The organism is Peribacillus sp. AS_2, assembly GCF_026891895.1.
GTDB classification, from domain to species: domain Bacteria; phylum Bacillota; class Bacilli; order Bacillales; family DSM-1321; genus Peribacillus; species Peribacillus frigoritolerans.
On the sequence record NZ_JAPTGA010000007.1, the window covers coordinates 25,801 to 51,601 of the forward strand.

The following is a 25,801-nucleotide window of genomic DNA, read 5'->3' on the forward strand; positions in this document are numbered from 1 at the left end:
TATACTTCTAAAAGCGGCGCCCCGGCAAATAATGTGGCATGCTGGTCCTAAGACCGTTTTAAAAAGTGAATGATGACTTATTTCAAAATGATATCTTCCCCCGTATGGAAAAGAGCCCAAAACAGATCGTTAGGGCTCCTTGTAAAGATTGATCACAACGGGATATTACCGTGTTTTTTCCATGGTCGAGTTTCTTTTTTGTTGCGTAGCATATCAAGAGATTGAATGATCTTAATCCTGGTTTCACGGGGATCGATAACATCATCCACCATCCCAAGACTTGCGGCGACATATGGATTGGCGAACTTCTCACGGTATTCTTCAATTTTAGCTGCTCGTGTCGCTTCCGGATCCTGGCTATTTTGAATTTCACGCGCAAAAATGATATTTGCCGCTCCAGCAGAACCCATTACAGCGATTTCAGCATTCGGCCATGCAAACGTAAGATCCGCACCGATGGATTTACTATTAAGAGCCACATAAGCTCCTCCGTATGCTTTTCGCAGAATGATCGTCAATTTAGGTACTGTTGCTTCCGAATAAGCATATAGCAGCTTTGCACCGTGGCGAATGATTCCGCCATGTTCTTGTTTAACGCCGGGGAAAAACCCTGAAACGTCTTCAAACGTAATAAGCGGAATGTTAAACGAGTCACAAAAACGAATAAAACGGGCAGCTTTATCTGATGAATCTATATCAAGCCCCCCTGCCAATACCTTTGGCTGGTTACAGACAAGCCCCACTGATTTCCCTTTGATCCGCGCCAAGCCGACCACTATGTTTTTCGCAAAGCCCTCTTGCACTTCCATAAAGGAATCCTCATCGACAACCTGCTCCAATACTTTCCGAACATCATATGGCCGGATCCCTTCATAAGGGACTACATCCGTTAAGTCCGGCCGGTAGTCATCTCCCTCATCCGCTTCCAAAACCGGCGGCTTCTCTTCATTATTTTGTGGAAGATAGCTCAAGAGACGTCTAACGTCTGCCAAAACTTGCTCCTCAGATGCTCCTTTGAAATGGGCATTACCGCTTATGGTATTATGTACAGCCGCTCCGCCCAATCCTTCGGATGAAATCTTTTCGCCTGTAACCGTTTCAATGACTTTAGGACCTGTTATGAACATTTGGCTCGTTTTTTCAACCATGAAGACAAAGTCGGTAATGGCTGGGGAATATACGGCTCCGCCTGCACAAGGTCCCATAATAACCGAAATCTGTGGAATGACCCCTGAATATATGGAATTCCGGTAAAATATTTGGCCATATCCGTCAAGCGAAACTACGCCTTCTTGAATTCGCGCCCCACCAGAATCGTTTAAACCGATGAAAGGGGCGCCATTTTCCGCTGCCAAATCCATAACATTGGCAATTTTCAGGGCATGCATTTCACCGAGTGCACCGCCAAAAACAGTGAAATCCTGTGAAAACAGATAAATGTCGCGGCCGTTGACCTTTCCGTAACCGGTGACAACCCCTTCTCCCGGCCCTTCTTCCTTTTCCATGCCGAAATTGGTATTACGATGTTTGATGAAAGGATTAAGCTCGATGAAAGTACCTGGATCAACTAGAAGTTCAATTCTTTCCCTTGCCGTAAGTTTACCCTTTTCATGCTGCTTATCGATTCTTTCTTCACCGCCGCCCATTTCCACTTTTCGGCGTCTGTCATATAGGTCATTGATCGTATCATAAATGTCTGTCATTTCTGCTCCTCCTTTGATAATGCTTGTTCACAAAGCTCATATAATACTCCCGCGGTAGACTTTGGATGAACGAAAGCAACATCCGCATTGTGCGCTCCCTTTCTTGATGAATCATCAATCATGCGCAATCCAGCTTCTTTGATTTCTTTTATTCTATCTTCGATGTCATCGACGCCTAGTGCCACATGATGAATCCCTTCACCGCGTTTTTCGATGAATTTAGCGATTGGGCTTACAGGTGACAACGCTTCCAACAATTCCAAACGGGTATTGCCTGCCAGGATGAAGGCCACTTTCACTCCTTGGCTCTCCACTGTCTCGATTCCTTCAAGTTTCAACTTCAACGTTTCCGTGTAAAGCGGCAAGGCTTCATCTAGTGACTTGACGGCAATACCGATATGATCGATATTTTTAATCATCATAAAAACCCCCATGCTATGTATTATTGGATGACTCCATTAAAATACTACTAATCTTGCATTAAAGCCTTTTAAGATTCGGAATAATATGAACATTATACTTTTACTTGTTTCTACTAAATGTTCAAGTTAAAATAAAATCAATCAAACTGTATTAAGGGAGAGAGCATATGGGAAACAGGAAAATCAGAAAGATCGTCGTGTATTTAATGCTTATCTCAATGTTATTAATGAGCTTATTATCAGGTATCGCATTTCTTTTGTAATAGACACCGGGGAGGGGAGCAAAAAGCTTCCCTCTCTTTATTTTATCGCTCCGTTTTTCTTAGCCAGCGTTTTGAAATCCTCGTTCGATAGGGTGATCAACACCTTAGTGCCGATGGGGACTTTTTCGTACAAACGCTCCACATCGGATTTATGCATCCGTACACAGCCATTTGAAATATATTCACCAATCGATGATGGCTGATTCGTACCATGTATGCCGTATATCCTCCCATCGGTATTTCGCGCATCGAATCCGATCCACCGCGACCCCAAAGGGTTCCTGGGATCACCGCCAGGAATATTCTTTTTCCGGTAATATGGATTGACCGCTTTTACTTTGACCGTGAAGATCCCTTCAGGTGTCAGTTCCTGACTCTTTCCCGTACCGACCGGCAGAATCTCCTTGACCTCGTTATCATCAATGAACGCCAATTTATTGTTGGCTTTATTGATGATGATAAACGGATCGCCAGGCTTAACCGATTGAGGCTGGGCCTGTACCTGTAACGGCCACAAAGATAGCATAAGCAACAAAGAAAGGATCCATTTCATTTGTATCATTCCTTTACTTTTTTGCTTAGTTTAAGCCAAGTGCCTCTTTTTCATTCGGTTGCCGGTCAGCTTGGGTAATCCCTTGAAGGAATGCTTCAACAATAAATAGCGCTCCATTTCCTTCATGAGCTGCAGTAATGCAGCCCTGGATTCGAACTCTTCACGTGTCTGCGGCAGTGGCATTCCCCTAAAATGAATCTCCATTTCTTCAAGCTTCCTCAGATAAAGGATGGCCGTATTTTGTGGGTGGACGTTTTCTGCCAAATCCTCTATAAAATCAGCCACTATCCCGCTTTGCTTGACGACCAACGGAATATTCGTGACCAGGGGAAGAATTCGTTCAATTATTTCAAATTGCTTTTCACGCATTTTGAAATAATGGTAATACAGGTCTTCTTCCCTTAAGAAATGATTTTCCACGTCCCTGAAGGCAAGGCTCTTGGCTTGATTAAGAAGGTTGGCTGTTTCGGTGATTTCCTTACCATCCCATGTGTGATCATTATCCCTCAAATAGCGGACAATTCCCATCAAGATCGCACTGAAGTTCGTTTCGATACTTTCCTGATAGGCCAGCAGTTTGTCATCGACACTGGGCATGTACAGATTCATGACAAGTGCCACTCCGACTCCAACTGCAATTAATATCGTTTCATTGATCAGCAGGGAAAAAGTGATGTTACCGGACCCATATAGGTGCATGATGATGACGCTGCTCGTCACGATCCCCTCATTAATCTTCAAGGCAACTGCCGTTGGAATGAAAATCAAGAGAATCAAACCTATTATCAGCGGATGGAATGCGATGAACTGAAATAATAGGGATGCATAGGCCATTGCGATCAAACAAGCTAAAAACCGGTGCCAGGAGGCATACACCGACTTCTTTTTTGTAACTTGGATGCATAAGATCGCAATGATTCCCGCGGCAGAGAAATATTCGAGATTAAGCATTTGTGCAATAATAATTGCCAGGGTGGCCCCCAAAGCAGTTTTAATCGTCCTGTATCCGATTTTAAACATTGTTATGTATCACCTGGCTCTTTCTCCATCTATTATAATACTATCAGGAAATCAGAAATTTTTACAGTCCTTTGCGAGTTAAATTTCCAATTTTTCTAAATACATGCACGCAAAAATACATTATAGGAAAAAAATAAAAAAGGTAACTAAACGTTACCTTTTTTCACAATTATATACTATTTGCTTTAGCTTATAAAACTTTTTTCAAGAAGTCTTTTGCACGCTGGCTTTTCGGATTGGAAAAGAAATCTTCCGGAACACTTTCCTCAACGAGCAGACCCCCGTCCAGGAATAGTACTCGATCGGCCACTTCTTTGGCGAAGCCCATTTCATGCGTTACAATCAGCATGGTCATCCCCGTATGTGCCAGTGACTTCATAACCTCGAGCACTTCTTTTACCATCTCGGGGTCAAGCGCTGAAGTCGGCTCATCGAAAAGCATTACTTCCGGGTTCATTGCCAATGCCCGTGCAATCGCGACCCTTTGTTTTTGTCCGCCTGACAGACGATTCGGATAAGTCGATTCTTTATCGGCCAAACCGACTTTAGTCAACAGCTCACGAGCCTGTTTTACAGCCTCGGCCTTTGATAATTTTTTCACCTTCATAGGTGCATATATCAGATTCTCCAGTACGGTTTTATGTGGAAATAAATGAAAATGCTGAAATACCATTCCGACATTTTCACGCACTTTCATGATATTGGTCTTTTTATCAGTGATGATTTGATCTTTAAACCTGATTTGACCATCAGTTGGAGTTTCAAGCATATTGATGCAGCGCAAGAAAGTTGATTTTCCCGAACCGGATGGACCGATGATCGCTACCACTTCACCCTGTCCTATCTCGGTGCTGATTCCTTTTAAAACTTCGAGCTTACCATAATTTTTTTTGAGTCCATCAATTTTAATCACTGCGTCTCATTCTCCTTTCAATCACTTTGCCTAAGATGGTGAGAATCATGACCATCACATAATAAATGAGACCGGCAAATAAAATCGGCTCGAAGAATTTATATGTCTCACCGCCGACAATATAAGCACGGCGCATGATATCCCCTAATCCAATAATTGTGACAACGGCTGATTCCTTCGTTAAGGAAATCAATTCGTTAACAAGGGACGGCAGGATGTTCTTGATGGCCTGCGGAAGGATAATATTAAGCATCATCCCTGAATAGGGAACCCCAAGTGCAAGTGCAGCCTCTCGTTGGCCTTTATCGACCGCTAAAATGCCTCCCCTGATAATTTCAGAGATATATGCAGCTGAATTTAGCCCGAATGCTAAAAATGCTGCTTGGAACGCTTCGATTTGAATCCCTAATATTTGTGGTGAACCAAAATAAATCAGCATTAATTGCAGCACCAAAGGGGTACCGCGAAAAATGGATGTATAAAAGTCAGCAATCCAATTCAATGGCTTGATTCTGCTGATTTTAAGTATAGATAATAATATTCCCAAAACAAATCCGATTACTGCCGCTACCGCTACAACCTTTAATGTAGTCGGCATTCCCTCCAGGATATATGGAAGGGAAGGCATAATCCTTTCAAATTCCAGATTCACTCCATTCATCCTCTCTTATGAAGGCCGTTATCTTGGGCCTTCCTCCTGCTTCATTTTATTAACAATAAAGCGCGGAAAAACGTTCAGAAGGCATTCTGAACGCTTTTCATCTCTCTGTTTTATTCAGTTTCACTGCCACCGAACCATTTTAATATTAATTTTTCCATTTCACCATTTTCCATCATTTTTTTCAACTCGGCATTGAATTCTTCAGTTAACTTGCTTCCTTTTTGGAAAGCGATTGCCGAACCGGCATCTTGATCACCAGACTTGATCAAATGGCCAACCAATTCTTTATTATCTTTCAAGTAGCCTTTTGCAACAGTATCTTCCATGATCACGGCGTCAAAACGTCCTGTTGACATTTCTTGAACAACCTCAGGAATACGATTCCGTTTTTCAACTTTCATCCCGATATCTTGGGATTTATTCAAGTCATTTGCCAATGTCTCCTGAATGGATGCAAGCTGTACGCCTACCGTTTTCCCTTTTAAATCTTCAACAGTTTTGATTTTACTGTCCTTTGTCGTGATGATCATGTTTTTAGCTGTATAGTAAATATCACTGAAATCGACTGATTGCTCACGTTTTTCTGTTGGAGTCATTCCGGAGATAACGAAATCGACCGATTTATTTTCCAGGGCAGGCACAAGACTATTAAAGTCAATGTCCTTCACTTCGACCTCATAACCTAATTTTTTTCCGATTGCTTTAGCGATATCAATGTCAAATCCTTGGATTTCATCACTTTTAGATGTTTCAACAAATTCAAATGGCGGATAATCCGCAGATGTTCCCATTACCAGGACCTTCTTGTCTTCATTGTCAGCTGTGTTCTTATCTTCTTTCTCTGATGTTCCGCATGCCGCTAAAATACCTACTAATAAAATAGAAGTAAGCAACAATGCTAACTGCTTTTTCAACTTCATTATTATTCCTCCAAAATGATATTTTCAATTCTCTTGTTATTAAATTAGGTTAGTTAAATTTCGAATAACTAATATTCATACACTAATGTGTATTTTAACACACTCTAATAATTATTCAATAACGTAAATAATAGATTCATTTTTCAGAATATTATCATAATTCAACATCTGGGCTTCGTGCTTTCTCATCAAAGGTAATATATCCGCCTCCATATCTATCTTCTTTCCCAAAAGTTCCTGACTTATGCAATTTCATGAATAAAAAAACCCACCGATTGGGCGGGTTCAGACTGTAGACAAAATTCGAACAAAAGCATTTTTTTCTTAAAAAAGTATTTCTATTGATTCCAGAAATCCGCTCCCTGTCTGCCAATGCCTCATTAAAGCAAGCACCTAAAGGGGCATAAAAGCCAATTATCCGGGAGGGCTGTCGTAATCGCTGCAATCCAATTATGATTTAAAGTAATAACCACCTATGATGATCTAGCCTTGTTTGAAGATCCTGTTCAGGATGGGATCATTCCGAATCTCTTTTTGTTAACAAACTAAAACCCGCCGATTGGGCGGGTTTTAGTTTGTCGATATGGATTAAACTTCTTCGCAATATTGATCGAAGTAGTCTTGTAATTTTTCTACTACAGACATCGGGTGGTGCCCTTCAATTTCATGGCGTTCTATCATGGTGATGATTTTTCCATCCTTCAGCAATGCAAATGATGGGGATGACGGCGGATATCCTTCGAAATAATCACGGGCTTTTTCCGTCGCCTCTTTATCTTGCCCAGCAAAAACGGTTACAAGCTGATCTGGGCGTTTATCATTATGGATTGCATGAGCAGCTGCAGGTCTAGCTATTCCCCCAGCGCAGCCACAAACGGAGTTTACCATAACAAGTGTCGTTCCTTTTTGTGCAAATACTTCCTCTACTTCTTCGGGAGTGGTCAGTTCTGTATATCCAGCAGTCTTAATCTCATCGCGAGCCTGTTTGACTACGTCGTTCATTAAAAAATTAAAATCCATATTCATGGCATTTGCTCCTTCCAAGTTTTCTCTTCAATCCTATCATAACAATTGCCTCTTCGTGATTCAATAAATTTACCTATTAAAACCGCATAATCCGTTCCGAACATGTTTAAAACGAAAGGGGAGCGGGAATCATGTGTGTAACAACAAGACTTACAAAAGGATGGGGCAGGCGTGGGAATAGATCCATGCCTGCCCCATCCCATTTATTTTTCATTAGACTTAAATGTTTCTGCAAAAGATTGAAAGGCCTGCTTAACAGCAGCAGTGACCGTTTTATTCCCTGACATCACTTGATTCTCGAGCATAGGGAGAAGACTCTTGACGGTTTCATTCTTATAAAACATCGTTTTAAGCTGGTGATCGATCAATGAATAAAGCCATTCCCTAGATTGCATTCTTCTCCGTTCTTGAAAAACACCCGATTCCTTGGTCATTTGGGAAAATTCATTCAATACATCCCAAAGCTCAGGAATTCCTTTACCGGTTATGGCGGAACAAGTATATGCCTTTCCTGCCCAACCCTTTGTGGCTGGCTGAAGGAAGTGCAAAATTCTGCTATATTCGGATTTCGTCCTATTCGCCAGGGGGAGGTTCTCGCCGTCGGCCTTATTGACAACAATACCGTCCACAAGTTCCAGAATCCCTTTTTTCATCCCTTGCAATTCATCTCCGGCACCCGTTAGGACAAGGAGCATGAAGAAGTCGACCATACTTCGAACTATAGCTTCACTCTGACCGACCCCGACAGTTTCTATCAGTATCACATCAAAACCTGCCGCTTCACAAAGCAACATCGTTTCCCTCGTTTTGCGGTGAACCCCGCCCAGAGTTCCTTCGGATGGTGAGGGTCTTATGAAGGCATGAGGGTTTCTAGCCAGTTCCTCCATCCTTGTCTTATCGCCCAGTATACTTCCGCCATTGACCGAAGAGCTTGGGTCGACGGCTAGAACGGCAACCTTATGGCCCCTGTCACATAAGTAGGTTCCGAACGTCTCGATGAAGGTACTTTTCCCGGCACCGGGCACTCCGGAAATCCCGATGCGCATTGAGTTCCCTGTATGAGGAAGGATGGCTTGCAATAATTCCTGTGCATGATCCAAATGGTGGGATGCATTGCTTTCAACCAATGTAATCCCTTTGGCTAGCTTGGCCCTGTCCCCTTTTATGATTCCCTCTTTAAGTTCATGGACCGGTATGTTTACATTATGTTTTTTGACGAATTTGCTTTTTGAAGGTTTGTTTTGGCTGGCTGCTAATTCCACACCTGGCTTTAATGAAGAAGCAAAACCTTCCTTATTGTTAAGATCGACCCATTCCGGCTTCTTGTCTTCACTCATTATTGGGCCACTTCCTCATATCCGAGGCGATTGTATATTTCCTGAAGCACTTTCTTTGCTGCCTGCGGAATGACCGTCCCAGGTCCAAAAATGGCTGTAGCGCCATTTTCCATAAGATAATCATAATCCTGTGCAGGGATGACGCCGCCTACGATCACTATGATGTCCTCTCGTCCCAAGTTCTTCAGTTCCGTCATAAGCTGCGGCAACAATGTTTTATGGCCGGCAGCTAGGGAACTCATTCCGACTACATGCACATCATTTTCCACGGCCTGGATGGCGGTTTCTTTCGGTGTTTGGAATAATGGACCGATATCGACATCATAGCCTAAATCCGCAAACCCCGTTCCGACTACTTTAGCTCCGCGATCATGACCGTCCTGGCCCATTTTAGCCATTAACAAACGCGGTCTTCTTCCTTCATTTTCAAGGAATTCTTCCGTCATGCGGACGACTTCCTCAATTTCCGCTTCTTTTGAGTAAGCCGAGCTGTATACGCCGCTGATAGAACGGATCGTTGCTTTGTGACGTCCAGCCACCTCTTCGATCGCATCGGAGATTTCACCTAATGAAGCCCGTACTCTTGCTGCTTGCACAGCCAGTTCAAGAAGGTTACCCTCTCCAGTTCTGGCCGCCATTGAAAGCGCTTTAAGAGCTTCATCCACCTTTGCCTGATCACGTTTCGCCTTCAATTCGCTCAATCGCTTAAGCTGACTTTCGCGAACTGCTGTATTGTCAATCTCCAGTATTTCAATCGGATCTTCTTTTTTCAACCGATACTTATTGACGCCTACGATCGTTTCATCTTGAGAATCGATTTTAGCCTGACGCTTTGCAGCGGCTTCCTCGATCCTCATTTTTGGAAGGCCGGTTTCAATTGCCTTCGCCATTCCTCCCAGACCTTCGATTTCCTCTATGTGAGCCCAAGCCCGTTCGATCAATTCATTAGTGAGCGATTCTACATAGTAAGAACCTGCCCATGGATCGATTACTTTTGTGATTCCGGTTTCCTCCTGCAGATAGAGCTGTGTATTACGTGCAATACGAGCCGAGAAATCCGTTGGCAGGGCAATGGCCTCATCCAATGCGTTCGTATGGAGCGACTGTGTATGTCCAAGTGCAGCCGCATGCGCTTCAATAAGGGTCCTTGCGACATTGTTAAACGGATCCTGCTCGGAAAGGCTCCAGCCGGAGGTTTGGGAATGAGTCCTCAATGCCATCGCTTTATTATTTTTCGGTTCGAATTGTTTCATCAGTTTTGACCAAATGAAACGAGCCGCCCGCATTTTCGCCACTTCCATGAAATAGTTCATTCCTACAGCCCAGAAGAATGACAGGCGTGGTGCAAATTTATCGATATCAATGCCTGCTTTCATTCCGGTACGTGCATACTCAAGCCCATCCGCCAACGTATAGGCAAGTTCGATATCAGCCGGCGCCCCCGCTTCTTGCAGATGATAACCGGAGATGGAAATGGAATTGAACTTGGGCATATATTTGGAAGTATACTCAAAGATATCAGCTATGATTTTCATGGACATTTCAGGCGGGTAGATATACGTATTCCTAACCATGTATTCCTTTAAGATGTCATTTTGAATCGTGCCTGAAAGCTTATCCTGTGTTACGCCTTGTTCTTCAGCTGTCACGATATAAAACGCAAGGATCGGTAATACTGCACCGTTCATTGTCATTGACACGGACATCTGATCAAGCGGAATGCCGTCGAACAGGATCTTCATGTCAAGAATGGAATCAATGGCAACTCCCGCCTTCCCCACATCACCGACAACGCGCGGATGATCGGAGTCATAACCGCGGTGTGTAGCTAAATCAAAAGCAACTGAGAGCCCTTTTTGCCCCATAGCCAGATTACGTCTGTAAAACGCATTGGATTCCTCAGCAGTCGAAAAACCTGCATACTGCCGTACCGTCCAAGGACGATTGACATACATCGAAGGATAGGGACCCCTTGTAAAAGGAGCGATGCCTGGCACACTTTCCATATGCTCCAGGCCGCGAATATCTTCCTCAACATAAAGCGGCTTGATTTTTATTTGTTCATTGGTTTCAAACAGAAGATCCTCAATGTTTTTCCCAACGGCCTTTTCGACTTCCTTTTTCCATGCTTCCACTGTACCTTTCATCTCGGACTTAGCAGGATTTATAGCAGAAAAATTCGGTTTTTTCATTTCAGTTCACCCCTAGCTTCTGCAATAATTCAAGTAAAATGGATATTGCATTCATTTTAACATGGATAAAATCTTTGACCCCGGCTTCTCTTAGTGTAATCTCCAATTCTTCTTGCTGCTTGCCGGCACTATAAATAGTGATTTCAGGGAATTGCTTTTTAATTTCTTTGATGATGACTGGCGCTAATTCCGAATAGTCACCATCACTGCCGCAAAGACAATAGATTGGGAGCTTGGTCGCAGCTACATAATCGATTGCTTCCTCAACGGTTTGACATCCCTTACTGCCGATTGTTTCAATACCACCTGCTGCGGCAAGACTTTGAACGAAATCTGCACGAGGTTTATAGGATTTGAGATTTATCAAATTAATTAAACCGATAGTTGGAGCCATTCCGCTTATTCCTTTAAACTTTTCACTGCGCAGTCTTATCTGTTCGAACTGACTGGATACCCGTTCCAATTCAAGTGGGGTAATGCCAACCGGCTTCGCAACTTTCATATATGACACATGTTTATCCTTTGTGGTGTTTTTAATCTTATCAGCGGGATTCGGATATACATTCGTTCCGATGATACTTTCTTTTCTGAAAGACGCATTTTGAACTCTTCCTTGGTAAACTTCAGCTATTTCTTTCTGAAGGGTACCTTGTTTAATTAGCTCCAGAATCCCTCCAGCTGAATCGATTTCAAGGAATTTTGCCCAAGCCTTTTCAGCCAATTCATCCGTTAGTTGCTCAACATACCATGAACCGCCAGCAGGATCGACAACTGTTGTAATATTTGTTTCTTCTTTTAAAATCAAGTGAATATTACGGGCAATTCTTTCTGAAAACTCATCGGTTTCACCGGTTGCGTGTGTAAATGGATGGATTTGAAGATATTGAATGCCTCCAATAGCTGCTGAAAAAGCCTGGTTCGTGGTCCGAAGTATATTGACGTGCTGATCATATAGCGTTTCCGTCAACTCGGAAGTTACGGCATGTATCGTCATTTTAAAATGGTCCGATGCTGTATCGAAAGCTTCTGCAAGACCTGCCCAAAGCCTTCTGGCAGCCCTCAGTTTAGCGATGGACATGAAGTAATTTGAATCCACTGCAAACGAGAATACTATTTTTTCGGAAACCGCAGCAATAGAAAGCCCCTGCTTTTGCCCTTCCAATAGATATTGGACGGCTGCCGATAATCCGTAAGCTATTTCTTGTACGGCATTGGCTCCTCCATTATGGTAGACTGCCGTATTAATCAAAACTGTTTTTAAATCACTGCCTACCTTCTGATAATCCTGGATCGTCTTCAGCCAGTCTGCAAAATAGTTATCCGTATCTTCTGGCAGCTGACCGCAAATGAGCCATTCTGCAATTGGATCTTCAGCAATGACGCCTGTCAATTGGGTATTTTGTGCTTCGGCAACAGCTTTGAATTGAGGGAATAATTCTTTTTGTTTCCCCTTAAGGTCAATGAAAACCGGCATTTCTTTTAATGGGATTTCCTTAAACAATGTTTCAGCCCTTGCTCCCCCGGAAAGCAATCGTGCAGGGTATGCCACGACATTTTGACCGCGCTTGAATGCAGCCCTCATCTTTTCATTTGCTTCTTCAGCCGTGATACCGCTTACAGGTTGAACGGCAAGCCAAGGTTTGTCATGATATCCCGTTGGAGACGTTCCTCGGGTGAAAGGGAAAAATCCTGGCAATTCAGCTACTTTTTCCGTTGATTCCGCCTTTTCTGTATAGAGTGGATATAAAGCGATGCCCTCATATGTATTCGTTTTAAGCTTTTCTACACTTTTCCCTTTTAAACTTGCTTCCGCAGCTTCTTTCCACTCTTCATAAGAAGGCTTAGGAAAGGTTATGTTTTTTACATCTTTCAGTTCCATCTGTAATCGCTTTCTTATCCTCATACGCCCTCTTCCATCATTGGTAGAACGAACGCTCAGTCAGTTTTGGATAAGAAAACCACCCTCCCGTCTATTTGATCTGGATTATACTAACATTCTACCATAATTTTCTTGAAATTTAAGACAATAGAAATTAGCAAACCTGTTATTAGGGAAACCACTAGCCAATTTTGCCTCTTCACATCAAGTACAGCCCCTGACCTGTATTAGAACAGCCCTTAATAAAATAATAGCAAAAATAAATTTTTTGTCGATGTTTTTCTACGGAAAAGCGAAGTGCAAAAAAAAGGAAGGACCTTCCGGCCTTCCTTTTCTTCATTTTAGTATATGGGAGTGTTGTCTTTGGAAATCTTTTCGATGATTTCTTTAACCCTCGCGAGGAATCGTCCGCATACCAGTCCGTCCAAAACACGATGATCAAGTGATAAACAGAGATTCACCATATCTCGTACTGCAATCATGTCATTAATGACCACTGGACGTTTTACAATCGTTTCAACCTGTAAAATGGCTGCCTGTGGATAATTGATGATTCCCATTGACTGGACAGAACCGAATGAGCCAGTGTTATTAACAGTGAACGTACCACCTTGCATATCCTCTGCTTTTAACTTACCTGACTTCACTTTGGATGCAAGTTCCTGTATTTCCCTTGCTATACCTTTGATTGATTTTTCATCTGCATTTTTAATGACCGGAACAAATAGGGCATCTTCAGTTGCAACGGCTATCGATATATTGATTTCTTTCTTTTGTACGATTTTTTCGCCGGCCCACATCGAATTCAGTTCTGGAAATTCCGTAAGGGCTTGAGCAACCGCTTTTACGAAAAAGGCAAAGTACGTTAAATTATAGCCTTCTTTTTGTTTAAAATCGGATTTTAGATTATCACGCAACTTCACCATATTGCTGGCGTCAACTTCCACCATCGTCCAAGCATGCGGAATTTCGTGCTTACTTTTCAACATATTGGACGCAATTGCCTTACGGATGCCGGTGACCGGTATTTCCTTGTCACCAGCCGCAGTCGGCACGTTTGTTACAGGACTTGTTTGACGATTGACTTGAGGGGCGATCTCTTCAGGAGCCGCATCGGAAATTGCGGAAGGCTCATCCGCCTTAGGAAGATTCCCTGATTCAACAAGTTTCAGTAAATCTTTACGGGTGATCCGTCCCTCATTCCCCGTTCCTTTAACTTTTGATAGATCGATTCCATGCTCCTGGGAAAGTTTTAACACAGCTGGTGAATAGCGAGCTTTCCTTGATGGTTCTGCCGCTTGCTGTACATCTCTTATAACAGGTGCATCAACTTTTTCCTCATTATGAGAAATTTGCCCAGCATTTTCATTATCCGTCTTTCCCGTTTCAACTTCAATCGAGCAAATGACTTCTCCGACTGCCAATGTTTGATTCTCATCCGCTTTCAATTCCTTGATGATGCCGGTGAAGGAAGAAGGAACCTCAGCATTTACTTTATCCGTCATCACTTCAGCTAGCGGGTCGTATTTCGTGACATGATCTCCAGGCTTCACAAGCCATTTACTGATGGTTCCCTCTGTGACACTTTCGCCTAGTTGGGGCATCTTCATTAATTCCATAGCCATAATTCGTTCCTCCTTCTTAACAGTCATTAATACTCGGCCAATTCCCTCATTGCTTTTTCCACTTTATCGGGATTCACCATGAAATGTTTTTCCATCGTTGGCGCATAAGGCATGGCAGGTACATCCGGGCCGGCCAATCGTTTTACAGGGGCATCCAAATCAAAAAGGCAATGCTCGGCAATTATGGCTGCGACCTCACTCATGATGCTTCCTTCTTTATTATCTTCCGTAACCAGTAATACTTTCCCCGTTTTAGAAGCTGCTTCTATGATGGCATCCTTATCCAAAGGGTACACGGTACGCAAGTCAAGAACATGTGCAGAAATTCCATCTGCAGCTAATTTTTCTGCTGCCTGAAGGGCAAAATGCACACAAAGGCCATAGGAGATGACTGTAATGTCTTCCCCTTCCCTTTTCACATCCGCCTTACCGATTGGAAGTACATAATCTTCAGTAGGCACCTCACCCTTGATCAAGCGGTATGCACGTTTATGTTCAAAGAAAAGCACTGGGTCTTCATCGCGAATGGCAGCTTTAAGCAAACCCTTTACATCATACGGAGTGGAAGGCATCACAATTTTCAAGCCCGGCTGATTGGCAAAGATCGCTTCAACCGATTGCGAATGATAAAGAGCTCCATGAATTCCCCCTCCATATGGAGCACGGATTACCATAGGACAGCTCCAGTCATTATTGGAACGGTATCTGATTTTGGCTGCCTCTGAAACGATTTGGTTAATGGCTGGCATGATGAAATCAGCGAATTGCATCTCGGCTATCGGCCGAAGCCCATACATGGCGGCTCCAATTCCAACTCCTGCGATTGCAGATTCTGCGAGCGGGGTATCGATGACCCTGTCTTCACCGAATTGGTCGTATAAACCATTAGTGGCTTTAAAGACCCCACCTTTTTTTCCTACATCCTCTCCCAATACGAATACACGGGAATCTCGTTCCATCTCTTCCCTCATTGCCATTGTCACGGCATCTATATAAGAAATCACTGGCATTCTATTACCCCCTTACTTTTGTGCATACACATGATTCATAGCACTTTCAGCCTTTGGATATGGAGCATTTTCAGCATAATCGGTTGCTTCGTTGACTATCTTCATTACTTCATCATTCATTTGTTTCTCAAGGTCATCATCCATGATTCCCACTTCTTTTAAATAGGCTCCAAACGTCATTATGGAATCCTTCGTTTTGGCTTCGGCCACTTCGTCCGCCGTCCGGTAGCTTCGGTCATCATCATCACTTGAATGTGGTGTGAGCCTGTATGAGACGGTTTCCACTAGTGTAGGGCCTTCTCCCCTTCGTCCACGGTCAGCCGCTTCTTTCACCGCAGCATACACGGCCAATGGATCATTGCCATCCACCGTTATTCCAGTCATCCCATAGCCAATCGCCCTGTCGGAAACATTTTCACACGATAGCTGTTTCTCTATAGGAACGGAAATCGCATATTTATTATTTTCACACATGAAAATGACCGGTAGCTTATGCACACCTGCAAAGTTGGCCCCTTCATGAAAATCGCCCTGATTGGATGAACCTTCCCCAAACGTTACGAAAGTCACCAAATCTTTACCTTCCATCTTCCCTGCAAGGGCAATTCCGACTGCATGCGGGACCTGTGTCGTTACAGGCGATGAACCAGTGACGATCCTATTTTTCTTTTGACCAAAATGACCTGGCATTTGGCGCCCGCCGGAATTGGGATCTTCCTCTTTCGCGAAACCTGAAAGCATCAAATCTTTTGCGGTCATTCCGAAGGTAAGCACCACACCTACATCCCGGTAATAAGGCAGTACATAATCCTTTTGCCGATCAAGCGCAAACGCTGCCCCAACCTGTGCAGCTTCTTGCCCCTGGCAGGAAATCACGAAGGGAATTTTCCCGGATCGGTTTAGAAGCCACATGCGCTCATCAATTCTGCGGGACAAAAGCATTGTCCGGTACATATCTAAAACCGTTTCCTCATTTAAGCCTAATTGTTCATGACGTTTTTCTACCATCATAAAACCTCCTGACCTTATTCTTTAAGAATGTATGGCACGTCCATCGACAGCAAGGGCCGCCTCCCCGATTGCTTCGGAAAGACTTGGGTGCGGATGAATTGTCTTGCCTATCTCCCAAGGTGTCGCATCAAGCACTTTTGCAAGTCCAGCTTCTGAAATCATATCCGTAACATGTGGCCCGATCATATGAACGCCCAGTATATCATCCGTTTTCTTATCGGCGATGATTTTGACAAAACCATCAGCTTCCCCAAAAACAAGGGCCTTACCGACTGCACGGAATGGGAATTTCCCTATTTTAAGGTCATAGCCTTCCTTATTTGCCTGCTCTTCCGTCAAACCGACACTTGCAGCCTCAGGGCTTGAATACACACATTTAGAAATGAGCGAATAATCCAGCGGTTCCGGTTTTTTGCCTGCAATATGTTCAACGGCCGTAATACCTTCATGGGAGGCAACGTGTGCCAATTGCAGACCGCCGATACAGTCACCGATCGCATAGATATGTGATTCCTTCGTTTGGAAGAAGTCATTGGTTTCAATAAAACCTTTTTCTTTCACAATCTCCGTATTTTCAAGGCCGATCCCTTCAACATTTGCTGACCTTCCTACGGAAACCAGCATTTTTTCAGCTGTGAATTCCTCTACCGAACCTTTGACTTCAGCAGAAATGGATACTGACTCACCCGTTTTCAGGGTTTCAGGCAATACCTTGGCACCTGTAACGAATTTGACGCCTTTTTTCGTTAGGAGACGAAGCATTTCACTGGAAATATCATGGTCTTCTGTCGGGATGATTCTATCTGCATATTCCAGTACTGTCACTTCCACACCAAAATCATTGAGCATCGAAGCCCATTCAATGCCGATAACTCCACCGCCTACAATAATCATCGATTTTGGCAGGCTCTCAAGCTTTAGAGCTTCATCCGATGTAAGTACCATTTCCCCATCAACCGCTAAACCAGGCAGTGTCCTCGGACGCGAACCGGTTGCAATGATGACATTCTGGGGAATGAGCATTTCATTTTCACTGCCATCATTCATTTCCACGGAAATTGTCCCAGGCATCGGTGAAAATATAGAAGGACCAAGTATACGCCCTAACCCTTCATAAACCTTTATCTTTCCTTGTTTCATCAAGTGCTGAACTCCTTTATAGAGTTGATCGACCACTTTAGTCTTTCTTTCCTGCACTTTAAGGAAATCTACCTTTACATCCCCGGTAACAATACCGAATTCCTCACTTTTCACTGCAGTCTGATAAACTTCCGCACTCCTTAAAAGTGCTTTCGAAGGGATACAGCCTTTATGTAAACACGTTCCGCCGAGCTTGCCTTTCTCCACGACAGCCGTTTTCAATCCTAATTGAGCAGCCCTTATTGCCGCCACATACCCGCCTGTTCCTCCTCCGAGGATAACGAGGTCAAATTCTTCAGCCAAAACCACTCCTCCTCACAAATACATACAATTTGTCACCATTTTTACTTGCCCTATGTTTATTACGTTATCCATGTTGAAAATTCCTGTGTTTATTTAAAAAAACACAGGAATCTAATCTTGTAAAATTACATTCATTTTCTTCCATTCAGGATATGTTTTTCATTTTGCAGGAATTGGCTCCTTGAATTCCTCATGCGAGCAATTCGCTCCTCTGCCATCCTATCCGCTGCTTTATAAGTTGGGATTTGATCACGTTTTGCAATCTCGATGACTCTTTCAATTGTATCATAAACCGTTTCCACTTTCTTAAGGGCTCTTTCTCGATTATACCCTAAAAGCTCATCGGCCACGTTTATGACTCCCCCTGCATTAATTACATAATCAGGAGCATATATAATCCCTTTTTCATGAATTTGATCGCCATGAACAGTTTCCTTTAATTGATTATTCGCAGCACCTGCAATGACCTTCGCCCTGATTTGATTGATTGTTTGATCATTTATGACAGCCCCTAATGCACAAGGTGCATAAATATCACATTCGACTCCATAAATTTCATCTGGATTCACTGCAGTCGCCCCAAAGGATTCAACCGCACGGGCCACGCTTTCTTTATTGATATCCGTAACGATGAGCTTGGCGCCCTCCTCATGAAGATGACGGCATAAGTTATAAGAAACATTCCCGACGCCTTGGACAGCAACAACCTTGCCTTCTAAGGAATCAGTTCCGAATGCCTCTTTTGCAGCAGCCTTCATACCGCGGTATACCCCATATGCCGTTACTGGGGAAGGGTTACCCGAAGAACCGAATGCAGGGGAAATCCCCGTGACAAAATCCGTCTCCTCATGAATGAGATCCATATCCTCAACCGTTGTACCTACATCTTCAGCTGTTATATAACGGCCATTCAGCCCTTGGATATACCTTCCGAATGCACGGAACATTTCTTCATTTTTATCCTTACGCGGATCGCCGATGATAACTGTTTTCCCCCCGCCTAAATTCAAGCCGGCAGCGGCGTTTTTATATGTCATTCCTCTCGAAAGCCTTAAGGCATCTTCAATGGCATCTTCTTCAGATGCATACGTCCACATCCTTGTGCCTCCAAGCGCAGGCCCTAATGTTGTATCATGAATGGCAATAATCGCTTTCAAACCCGATTGTTTATCCTGACAGAATAGCAGTTGCTCGTAATCATACTTCTCAAGATATTTAAAAATTTCCATAAAGGAATCCTCCCTAGATGTTTTAATACATGTCAGATATGAGACTAATGAATTTCTCCTCATTCTTACTTGTTCCTACGTTCGTTTTAAATAAAATCCGCTACTCACATGATATTTTCCCCATGGGGAATGGTTCCCTTGAAAAACCCATGCACCTTTAAATATGCAAATAACATGCCAATAAAATACATAATCAACATCTTTTTATCCAAAAAAAGGACATGCTGGTTAATATGTCGGGCAACTATAGCCTATAACAAATTCAAAAAAATTTCATGTCAGAAGTGGAGTCTCGCTTAAATTAAAATAAATCAGAAAATTCCATGCATTATTTTTCATAGTATGCAAATAATTGCATGCAAAATTTTTCACAGTTTTAGTTTTTCCATTTTATAATATAGATTTCTAACTGAAATCCCCAGCGCTTTTGCCGTAAGTGTTTTATTTCCCTTGTGGGTATGGAACGCTTGCTCAATGATTTCGGCTTCATACTGGTCTATTATCTCCGAGAGCGGTTTCCCCGATACGTAGCCGGAAGGCTTCATTAATAATTTCTCTTGATTTAATGGAAGCTCTTCGATAAAATCCGGAATATGATGGATATCAATGATTGTCTCGTTCAATTTCATGAAAATGATTGCCCGTCCTAAGATATTTTCCAGTTCCCTCACATTTCCCGGCCAGTTATAGATTTGCATCTTATGTATAGCTGCTGCTGTAATTCCCTCTATGCTCCGTCCATACTCCTGATTGATTTTATTAATCAAATGCTCCGCCAATTCTCTCAAATCTTCTTTTCTCTTTCTTAATGGAGCAATGAAAATAGGCATGCGGTTCAGCCTGAAATATAAGTCTTCCCTGAATGAACCGTTTGCGATCGCCTGTTCAAGATTGATGTTCGTAGCGGCTATGACCCGGACATTGATGGGGATCGGCTTCGTCCCCCCCACCCTGACGATTTCCTTTTCTTGTAAAACCCGCAGTAATTTAGCTTGGATGTTGGCTGGCAATTCACCAATTTCGTCCAAAAAGATACTCCCTTGATTTGCCTCTTCAAAAAAACCGACCTTTCCGCCCCTGCTTGCCCCGGTAAAGGCTCCTTCATCATAACCGAATAGTTCACTTTCAAGTAATGATTCCGAGATGGCCGCACAATTTACCCGAACGAATTTATTGAACTTCCTATCGCTCGCATTATGGATGGCATGTGCAAATAACTCTTTTCCCGTCCCTGATTCCCCTCTTAATAAAACAGTAGCAGGTGTTCTAGCCGATAATTTCGCCTGTTCAATGGGAAGCTTCATCTCTTCGGAAGCCCCAATTATATCATCAAAGGAATATTTAGCCTGCAATGTTCGGATGATCTGTCTTGCCCGATTAAGTTCGTGGGTCAAGGCTTGAATTTCCGATACATCATGAATGACGCCAACACTTCCTTTCAGGCACCCATCCACGATGATTGGAGCAACATTCACGATCACTTCCTTGTGTTTTGGGCCAACACGCATATTGACACCACGAACAGGTTTTTTTGTCTGAAGCACTTTCATATGCATACTTTCGCCTTCGTAAATATCGATGGAAGCCGGTTTACCGATCACTTGGGTCTTTGTTAAGCCAGTGATTCTTGTATATGCCGGATTGATCAAAAGCCCCCTTCCTTGATCATCCACAACAGATATGGCTTCATCACTGGATTGAATGATTGCCTGGAGCATCGTCTGTATCTCTTTTAAATCAGTGATCTGCTCCGCCAATTGCACAGCTTCCATCTTATTCCTAAACACGGCAAAAGCCCCTATGATTTCCTTATCGGCATTCACCAGAGGTATCCTTGTCGTTATGAGTTCCATCCCATTGCCAAGGGTGATTTCCTGATTCACTTCTTTTTGGTTCGTTTGCATCACTCGCAGCAATCCTGTTGATGGGATGAAATCTTTGATATGTCTCCCAATTACATCCTCACGCTTTGTGTCTGATGCACGTTCCGCACTATCATTGAACATGATGATGAATCCTTCATGGTCAATCACCACCATCCCTTCACTCGTCGTATTAAGGATCAAATCCATTTTTGCAGAGGTATTCTCCAATTTACTTATTAAACGATTTTTCTCTTCAAACAACTTAGTCATAATGAGGGCGACACTTCCAGGAATGAGAATCGTTTGTTCGCCCATGTCCCTTTTTATCTTTTTATAGACAGACGGGTCACCGGTCGTATCAAATATGATGTCCAAATCCCACTTCAATCCCATGGTCCAATTAGTCATGGTAGGAATCCTTCGTTCCTTCGCAGCAAGCATCCCTTCAGCGGATTCATTCGTATCAGCCATACAAACAATGGAGAATACTTCACTTTCCGATAGGAGTTTCAACACGGTCGTCCCTCCCACTCCTCCCCCTACAATCATGACCTTTTGCATCAGCCATCCCCCTTAAAAAATAATTACCCCTTTAAATAGATCATTCCCTGCAATTTTTTTCATACTCCACACCATTTTACCATATCGGCCCCCATTAAAAACAGCCGCCAACTCCCAGTCATTATCTAGATTCCCGTTACTTGACAAATAATTTATATCCTTTATCATTTTTTAAAGATGGAATTTTCGGAAGGGATTTGACTGCATGAAACGTTTAATCGCTTTTTTGATTCTTTTTATACCCGGTGCCTTTGCTGCCTATGGCATAAAAATAATGAGGGACATGGTATTCGGTATTTTACAGCCCCCCTATCCATTCCTTTGGCTGCAATTTTTAATAGGACTGCTCATTACGATAGGCGGAATAGCCTTTATCGCCGGCTTCATCCTACATCGAGATCGAAAACAAAATAAGGTCCAGAGCAGGTTCAATAAATTTTAAACGCAAAAAGAAGGTGCCTTGTATGGCACCTTCTTTCTTTATCTTGACTTCAATTCTTCTCTTATCCGTACCGCTGCTTTGGGGAAATCGGTTATGATGCCGCTGCACCCCAATTTGAATAACCGCTTCATCTCGGTTTCTTCATTAATGGTATAGGGCCTTACAGGAACACCCATACTAACCGATGATTGAATGAGTGCATCAGGGGCAGCCCGGATATTGGGGTGAATTGCACTTCCGCCTATTGCCTTAGCATATATCCATGGCATGTATAGGCCATCCCTATATAGCGGTGCCGTTTCCAATTCTGGTGCCAATCGATGGCAATTGACCAAACTGTAATGATTGAAAGAAGAAAGGATTATCCTTTCCTCCATTTCGTAGGTACGGATGAGCCGGATGACTTTCTCTTCCAAGCCTGGATACAGAAAAACCGTATTTTTCAATTCAATATTGCAAAAAAGCTGATTATCATTAAGCCAAATAAACAGTTCTTCAAGCGTGGGAATCTTTTCTTCACCAAAATTACCCTTATGGGTTGCGGAAGCATTAAGGGTTTTCAACTCCTTTAATGTCCGGTCTTTTACATACCCCGAGGCATTCGTGGTCCGATCGAGCTTTTCATCATGGATGATGACCACTTCTCCATCTTTCGAGAGCTGGACATCCGTTTCAATTCCGTCCGCACCGACACGGGCAGCTTCCTTGAACGCCGACATCGTATTTTCCGGATGAGTTCCTGCAGAGCCTCGATGTGCAAAGATTAAGGTCATGATGAAACGCCGCCTCTCTCAAAAATTGTTATACACCGATTTTATGAACAGAAACAGCAAATTATTTTCATCTAGATCAATTCTACAATCAAAACGCAGGTGATTATTTTCTGCATAGAAGGTTCCTTTCCTCAAATCACTCCATTCCCTTTTACTATGTGCCGATTTTTAAACCAAACAAAAACGCCTTTTATTTATGGGATTTGCTGCAAAATCCAATAAATAAAAGGCGTTTAATTTTTTTAACCGGCGTAAAAAGATTTGAAGTTGCCGATTAGAAAAAATCACGAAGCAACTTCTTCCTGTCCTTTACCTCCAGACGGAGAGTTCCTATTTATATTTAGCGGCTCTAGCCTTTATAAGGTCAATAGTTACCCTGAGTCTTAACAACCGGTATTACCCTACCCCTGTCAAGAAGCTTTATGTTCGAGGCGCAGCTTATCGGCAACCATGGCAATGAATTCGGAATTTGTAGGTTTTGCCTTTGTCATGCTTACGGTATAGCCGAAAAGAGATGATATGGATTCTATATTTCCACGGCTCCAGGCCACTTCAATCGCATGCCGGATAGCACGTTCAACTCGGCTGGCCGTAGTATTGTATTTTTTTGCGATATCCGGATATAAAACTTTGGTGATGGAACCCAATAATTCTATATCATTATATACCATGGATATGGCTTCCCTTAAATACAAATAGCCCTTAATATGTGCAGGCACTCCAATCTCGTGAATGATGCTGGTGATGCTTGCATCAAGGTTCTTCGGTTTGGATTCATTTTGGGGACGATAGCTAAATTGACTATGATTTTTTAAAACCGCCTGCCCTTTACCGCTTACCTGACGGATGTGATTGGCCAGATTTTCCATATCAAATGGTTTCAGGATGAAATAAGACGCACCCAAATCAACTGCTTTTTTCGTAACATCTTCTTGACCAAAGGCAGTAAGCATTATCACATTAGGCATGGCACCCCGTTTTACTTCACGAAGTTTCTCAAGTACACCTAACCCATCTAAATGAGGCATGATAATATCGAGGATCAAAATATCCGGATCAACGCTTTCTAGCATACCCAGGCAATCTTGACCGTTATGTGCCACCCCAATCACTTCCATGTCTTCCTGTGCAGAAATGTATTCTTCCAGAAGGCCAACAAGTTCTCTATTATCATCTACAACGCACACCTTAATTTTTTTCACGCTTGATTTCCTCCTCAACTACAATTGGTCTTTTTTTCTATATGACTAAATTCTATTGTAATTGAACTTTTCGACAATGGAAACTAAATTCCTTTTATTTTTGAAAAAATATAAGGAATTCAATATTATTCTCCGGATATCTCTTGTTTTCGACTTCGTTTGCTATTGGAATAAACCGTTTGTCGAAAAATCTTCATAACGTTTTCATTTTATCACATCGTTCCAAAAAAACCTCTATTTTTTGAAGAAATCAAAATTAATTCCGACCTAAACATATGCTAATCATAATTTTCCATTAAAAAGGGGCATCCAAAAGGATACCCGGATTCTTAGCTTGCCTTTTCATAATTATCTTTGTCGTATATATTTATACCGGCTTCGTTTAACATCCATTCGATATGGACTCCATACCCACTTGTAGGATCATTAACGAATACATGGGTGACTGCACCGATTAATTTCCCATTTTGAATGATAGGACTGCCGCTCATACCTTGAACGATCCCACCCGTTTTTTGAAGCAATTCTTTATCCGTCACTTTTAAGACCATTCCTTTGATTGCAGGAAACTTCTGTGGGATGGAACTGACGATTTCGACATCGAATTCCTCCACTTCAGAACCATTCACCACTGTAAGGATTTTTGCTGGCCCTTCCTTTACCTCATGGGAAAGGGTGATGGGGAGTGGTTTGTCGTTAATTCCATTTTTAAAATCTTGATTTAATTTCCCAAAAATGCCAAAGGGACTATTACGATTGATATTTCCTATTTTTTCTTTATTGGAAGAAAAGCGTGCCAATTTTTCTCCCGGATCACCATTGCTTCCTTTTTCGATGGATGTGACCGTCGATTGAACGATCTGTCCGTCCTTAACAACAATCGGCTTTTTTGTATCCATATCGGATATGACATGTCCCAACGCCCCATATTTTTTTGAATCCGGGTGATAAAACGTCATCGTTCCGATGCCAGCTGCCGAATCACGGATATACAAACCCAATTTGTAAGTTCCTTCATTCTTATCTTTTAGCGGGAATAAGGTACTATGAAGCACTTTATTATCACGGTTAATGACAATTTTCAACGCCTCACCCTTTTCACCTGCCTGCTGAACAAAAGGGGTTACATCCCCCATCTTCTTTATCGTCTGACCATTGATTTCTGTAATAATATCACCGATTTCAATTTTGGCTTTTTCTCCCGGTGATTTTTTCCCCTGCGCCGTATCAATAAGATGATGACCTACTACGAGCACCCCAAGAGTATTAAGCTTCACTCCAATGGATTGGCCTCCAGGCATGACCCTAAAGTCTTTTAACACCCTGATGTCGACCTTTTTGGCAGGCAAGCCTGCTACATCGAGTAACACTTCATTCGTACCTGGTTTCTCGGCACCAAGCGTAATCGAAGCTTGTTCATCATGAAGTGAAATTCCATCACTGGATCCCGAAGTTTTTGCAGAAACAGGCAATGATTTGGAAATACTATATTGACTTCCTTCAAATAGTACAAGATGATTTGGAATTAAAAAATATTCACGAGATGGCTGGTATAACCCTAATGTTAATAGCGAAACAAGGAGAATTCCACCGATGATCCTGTTTATCCATATAAATTTCAATCCATTCACTCTCCTCGCTCTCTGAAACTTTATGGCTACACCTTTAATTTAGCCCTCATGACAGTCATTTATAACAGGTGCAAAAAATAAAAGCTATCCGTTTTTGGATAGCTTTACAATGAATGCTTA

General features: G+C 42.6%; 22 protein-coding genes. 2 read left to right on the forward strand and 20 right to left on the reverse strand.

Annotation, left to right across the window (positions count from 1 at the left end; all coding sequences use genetic code 11):
* Positions 1 to 152 precede the first annotated feature (152 nt).
* Positions 153 to 1,703 carry an acyl-CoA carboxylase subunit beta gene (locus OTG27_RS13915; protein ID WP_063590658.1) on the reverse strand — a complete coding sequence of 517 codons (1,551 nt, stop codon included), beginning with the start codon at positions 1,701 to 1,703 and terminating at the stop codon, positions 153 to 155.
* Complete coding sequence (mce, locus tag OTG27_RS13920) at positions 1,700 to 2,125, reverse strand: methylmalonyl-CoA epimerase (protein WP_063594078.1); 426 nt, start codon at positions 2,123 to 2,125, stop codon at positions 1,700 to 1,702. The genes OTG27_RS13915 and mce overlap by 4 nt, the downstream gene beginning before the upstream one ends.
* A gap of 167 nt (positions 2,126 to 2,292) precedes the next feature.
* On the opposite strand from mce, the gene prli42 reads away from it, so the two are divergent.
* On the forward strand, positions 2,293 to 2,388 hold the full coding sequence (gene prli42 / locus OTG27_RS13925; protein ID WP_156500278.1) for a stressosome-associated protein Prli42: 96 nt from the start codon (positions 2,293 to 2,295) through the stop codon (positions 2,386 to 2,388).
* Between the two features lie 37 nt (positions 2,389 to 2,425).
* Here the strand turns inward: prli42 and OTG27_RS13930 are convergent, their stop codons facing one another.
* From OTG27_RS13930 to OTG27_RS14000, 15 genes are all read right to left on the reverse strand, one after another.
* Positions 2,426 to 2,941 (reverse strand): L,D-transpeptidase, encoded by a 516-nt coding sequence (locus OTG27_RS13930; RefSeq protein ID WP_034308230.1) that lies wholly within the window; start codon positions 2,939 to 2,941, stop codon positions 2,426 to 2,428.
* 30 nt (positions 2,942 to 2,971) lie between these two features.
* Positions 2,972 to 3,961 (reverse strand): aromatic acid exporter family protein, encoded by a 990-nt coding sequence (locus tag OTG27_RS13935; RefSeq protein WP_063575703.1) that lies wholly within the window; start codon positions 3,959 to 3,961, stop codon positions 2,972 to 2,974.
* A gap of 190 nt (positions 3,962 to 4,151) precedes the next feature.
* On the reverse strand, positions 4,152 to 4,874 hold the full coding sequence (locus OTG27_RS13940; RefSeq protein WP_268937245.1) for an amino acid ABC transporter ATP-binding protein: 723 nt from the start codon (positions 4,872 to 4,874) through the stop codon (positions 4,152 to 4,154).
* Positions 4,867 to 5,526, reverse strand: coding sequence for an amino acid ABC transporter permease (locus OTG27_RS13945; RefSeq protein WP_057278878.1), 660 nt, complete (start codon positions 5,524 to 5,526; stop codon positions 4,867 to 4,869). Before OTG27_RS13945 ends, OTG27_RS13940 begins: the two co-directional genes overlap by 8 nt.
* A 119-nt stretch (positions 5,527 to 5,645) precedes the next feature.
* Positions 5,646 to 6,449, reverse strand: a complete 804-nt coding sequence (locus tag OTG27_RS13950) for a transporter substrate-binding domain-containing protein (RefSeq protein ID WP_170946886.1) — start codon at positions 6,447 to 6,449, stop codon at positions 5,646 to 5,648.
* Between the two features lie 594 nt (positions 6,450 to 7,043).
* A complete protein-coding gene (locus OTG27_RS13955; RefSeq protein WP_034308239.1) occupies positions 7,044 to 7,481 on the reverse strand; it encodes a BrxA/BrxB family bacilliredoxin in 438 nt (145 codons plus the stop codon).
* A gap of 203 nt (positions 7,482 to 7,684) precedes the next feature.
* Positions 7,685 to 8,818 carry a methylmalonyl Co-A mutase-associated GTPase MeaB gene (meaB, locus tag OTG27_RS13960; protein WP_268937246.1) on the reverse strand — a complete coding sequence of 378 codons (1,134 nt, stop codon included), beginning with the start codon at positions 8,816 to 8,818 and terminating at the stop codon, positions 7,685 to 7,687.
* Positions 8,818 to 11,010, reverse strand: coding sequence for a methylmalonyl-CoA mutase (gene scpA, locus OTG27_RS13965; protein ID WP_057278782.1), 2,193 nt, complete (start codon positions 11,008 to 11,010; stop codon positions 8,818 to 8,820). Before scpA ends, meaB begins: the two co-directional genes overlap by 1 nt.
* Position 11,011: 1 nt before the next feature.
* A complete protein-coding gene (locus OTG27_RS13970; RefSeq protein WP_268937247.1) occupies positions 11,012 to 12,913 on the reverse strand; it encodes a methylmalonyl-CoA mutase family protein in 1,902 nt (633 codons plus the stop codon).
* A gap of 317 nt (positions 12,914 to 13,230) precedes the next feature.
* A complete protein-coding gene (locus OTG27_RS13975) occupies positions 13,231 to 14,514 on the reverse strand; it encodes a dihydrolipoamide acetyltransferase family protein (protein ID WP_063575700.1) in 1,284 nt (427 codons plus the stop codon).
* A gap of 26 nt (positions 14,515 to 14,540) precedes the next feature.
* Complete coding sequence (locus tag OTG27_RS13980; protein ID WP_053535667.1) at positions 14,541 to 15,524, reverse strand: alpha-ketoacid dehydrogenase subunit beta; 984 nt, start codon at positions 15,522 to 15,524, stop codon at positions 14,541 to 14,543.
* Positions 15,525 to 15,536: 12 nt separating this feature from the next.
* On the reverse strand, positions 15,537 to 16,532 hold the full coding sequence (locus OTG27_RS13985) for a thiamine pyrophosphate-dependent dehydrogenase E1 component subunit alpha (RefSeq protein ID WP_268937248.1): 996 nt from the start codon (positions 16,530 to 16,532) through the stop codon (positions 15,537 to 15,539).
* Between the two features lie 24 nt (positions 16,533 to 16,556).
* Positions 16,557 to 17,978, reverse strand: a complete 1,422-nt coding sequence (gene lpdA / locus OTG27_RS13990) for a dihydrolipoyl dehydrogenase (RefSeq protein WP_268937249.1) — start codon at positions 17,976 to 17,978, stop codon at positions 16,557 to 16,559.
* A 131-nt stretch (positions 17,979 to 18,109) separates the two neighbouring features.
* Positions 18,110 to 19,207, reverse strand: coding sequence for a branched-chain amino acid dehydrogenase (gene bcd, locus OTG27_RS13995; protein ID WP_048679307.1), 1,098 nt, complete (start codon positions 19,205 to 19,207; stop codon positions 18,110 to 18,112).
* Between the two features lie 368 nt (positions 19,208 to 19,575).
* On the reverse strand, positions 19,576 to 21,633 hold the full coding sequence (locus OTG27_RS14000; RefSeq protein WP_268937250.1) for a sigma-54 interaction domain-containing protein: 2,058 nt from the start codon (positions 21,631 to 21,633) through the stop codon (positions 19,576 to 19,578).
* A gap of 205 nt (positions 21,634 to 21,838) precedes the next feature.
* Here OTG27_RS14000 and OTG27_RS14005 point away from each other — a divergent pair, with 205 nt between their 5' ends.
* The gene (locus OTG27_RS14005; RefSeq protein WP_076365441.1) at positions 21,839 to 22,075 is read left to right on the forward strand and encodes a DUF2627 domain-containing protein; all 237 of its coding nucleotides are present in this window, start codon (positions 21,839 to 21,841) and stop codon (positions 22,073 to 22,075) included.
* Between the two features lie 38 nt (positions 22,076 to 22,113).
* Here the strand turns inward: OTG27_RS14005 and OTG27_RS14010 are convergent, their stop codons facing one another.
* The 3 genes from OTG27_RS14010 to spoIVB all read right to left on the reverse strand — a co-directional run bounded on the left by OTG27_RS14010 (position 22,114) and on the right by spoIVB (position 25,672).
* Positions 22,114 to 22,848: a glycerophosphodiester phosphodiesterase gene (locus OTG27_RS14010; protein WP_191928966.1), complete on the reverse strand. Its 735-nt coding sequence runs from the start codon at positions 22,846 to 22,848 to the stop codon at positions 22,114 to 22,116.
* Positions 22,849 to 23,258: 410 nt separating this feature from the next.
* Positions 23,259 to 24,050, reverse strand: a complete 792-nt coding sequence (gene spo0A / locus OTG27_RS14015) for a sporulation transcription factor Spo0A (protein ID WP_034308269.1) — start codon at positions 24,048 to 24,050, stop codon at positions 23,259 to 23,261.
* Between the two features lie 329 nt (positions 24,051 to 24,379).
* A complete protein-coding gene (gene spoIVB / locus OTG27_RS14020; RefSeq protein ID WP_063575695.1) occupies positions 24,380 to 25,672 on the reverse strand; it encodes a SpoIVB peptidase in 1,293 nt (430 codons plus the stop codon).
* Between the last annotated feature and the right edge of the window lie 129 nt (positions 25,673 to 25,801).

What these genes read in the sequence shown, in the direction of transcription:
- OTG27_RS13915 (WP_063590658.1), bottom strand. Translation starts at nt 1,703, where the DNA reads ATGACAGACATTTATGATACGATCAATGACCTATATGACAGACGCCGA.
- mce (WP_063594078.1), bottom strand. Translation starts at nt 2,125, where the DNA reads ATGATGATTAAAAATATCGATCATATCGGTATTGCCGTCAAGTCACTA.
- prli42 (WP_156500278.1), top strand. Translation starts at nt 2,293, where the DNA reads ATGGGAAACAGGAAAATCAGAAAGATCGTCGTGTATTTAATGCTTATC.
- OTG27_RS13930 (WP_034308230.1), bottom strand. Translation starts at nt 2,941, where the DNA reads ATGAAATGGATCCTTTCTTTGTTGCTTATGCTATCTTTGTGGCCGTTA.
- OTG27_RS13935 (WP_063575703.1), bottom strand. Translation starts at nt 3,961, where the DNA reads ATGTTTAAAATCGGATACAGGACGATTAAAACTGCTTTGGGGGCCACC.
- OTG27_RS13955 (WP_034308239.1), bottom strand. Translation starts at nt 7,481, where the DNA reads ATGAATATGGATTTTAATTTTTTAATGAACGACGTAGTCAAACAGGCT.
- meaB (WP_268937246.1), bottom strand. Translation starts at nt 8,818, where the DNA reads ATGAGTGAAGACAAGAAGCCGGAATGGGTCGATCTTAACAATAAGGAA.
- scpA (WP_057278782.1), bottom strand. Translation starts at nt 11,010, where the DNA reads ATGAAAAAACCGAATTTTTCTGCTATAAATCCTGCTAAGTCCGAGATG.
- OTG27_RS13970 (WP_268937247.1), bottom strand. Translation starts at nt 12,913, where the DNA reads ATGAGGATAAGAAAGCGATTACAGATGGAACTGAAAGATGTAAAAAAC.
- OTG27_RS13975 (WP_063575700.1), bottom strand. Translation starts at nt 14,514, where the DNA reads ATGGCTATGGAATTAATGAAGATGCCCCAACTAGGCGAAAGTGTCACA.
- OTG27_RS13980 (WP_053535667.1), bottom strand. Translation starts at nt 15,524, where the DNA reads ATGCCAGTGATTTCTTATATAGATGCCGTGACAATGGCAATGAGGGAA.
- OTG27_RS13985 (WP_268937248.1), bottom strand. Translation starts at nt 16,532, where the DNA reads ATGGTAGAAAAACGTCATGAACAATTAGGCTTAAATGAGGAAACGGTT.
- bcd (WP_048679307.1), bottom strand. Translation starts at nt 19,207, where the DNA reads ATGGAAATTTTTAAATATCTTGAGAAGTATGATTACGAGCAACTGCTA.
- OTG27_RS14000 (WP_268937250.1), bottom strand. Translation starts at nt 21,633, where the DNA reads ATGCAAAAGGTCATGATTGTAGGGGGAGGAGTGGGAGGGACGACCGTG.
- OTG27_RS14005 (WP_076365441.1), top strand. Translation starts at nt 21,839, where the DNA reads ATGAAACGTTTAATCGCTTTTTTGATTCTTTTTATACCCGGTGCCTTT.
- OTG27_RS14010 (WP_191928966.1), bottom strand. Translation starts at nt 22,848, where the DNA reads ATGACCTTAATCTTTGCACATCGAGGCTCTGCAGGAACTCATCCGGAA.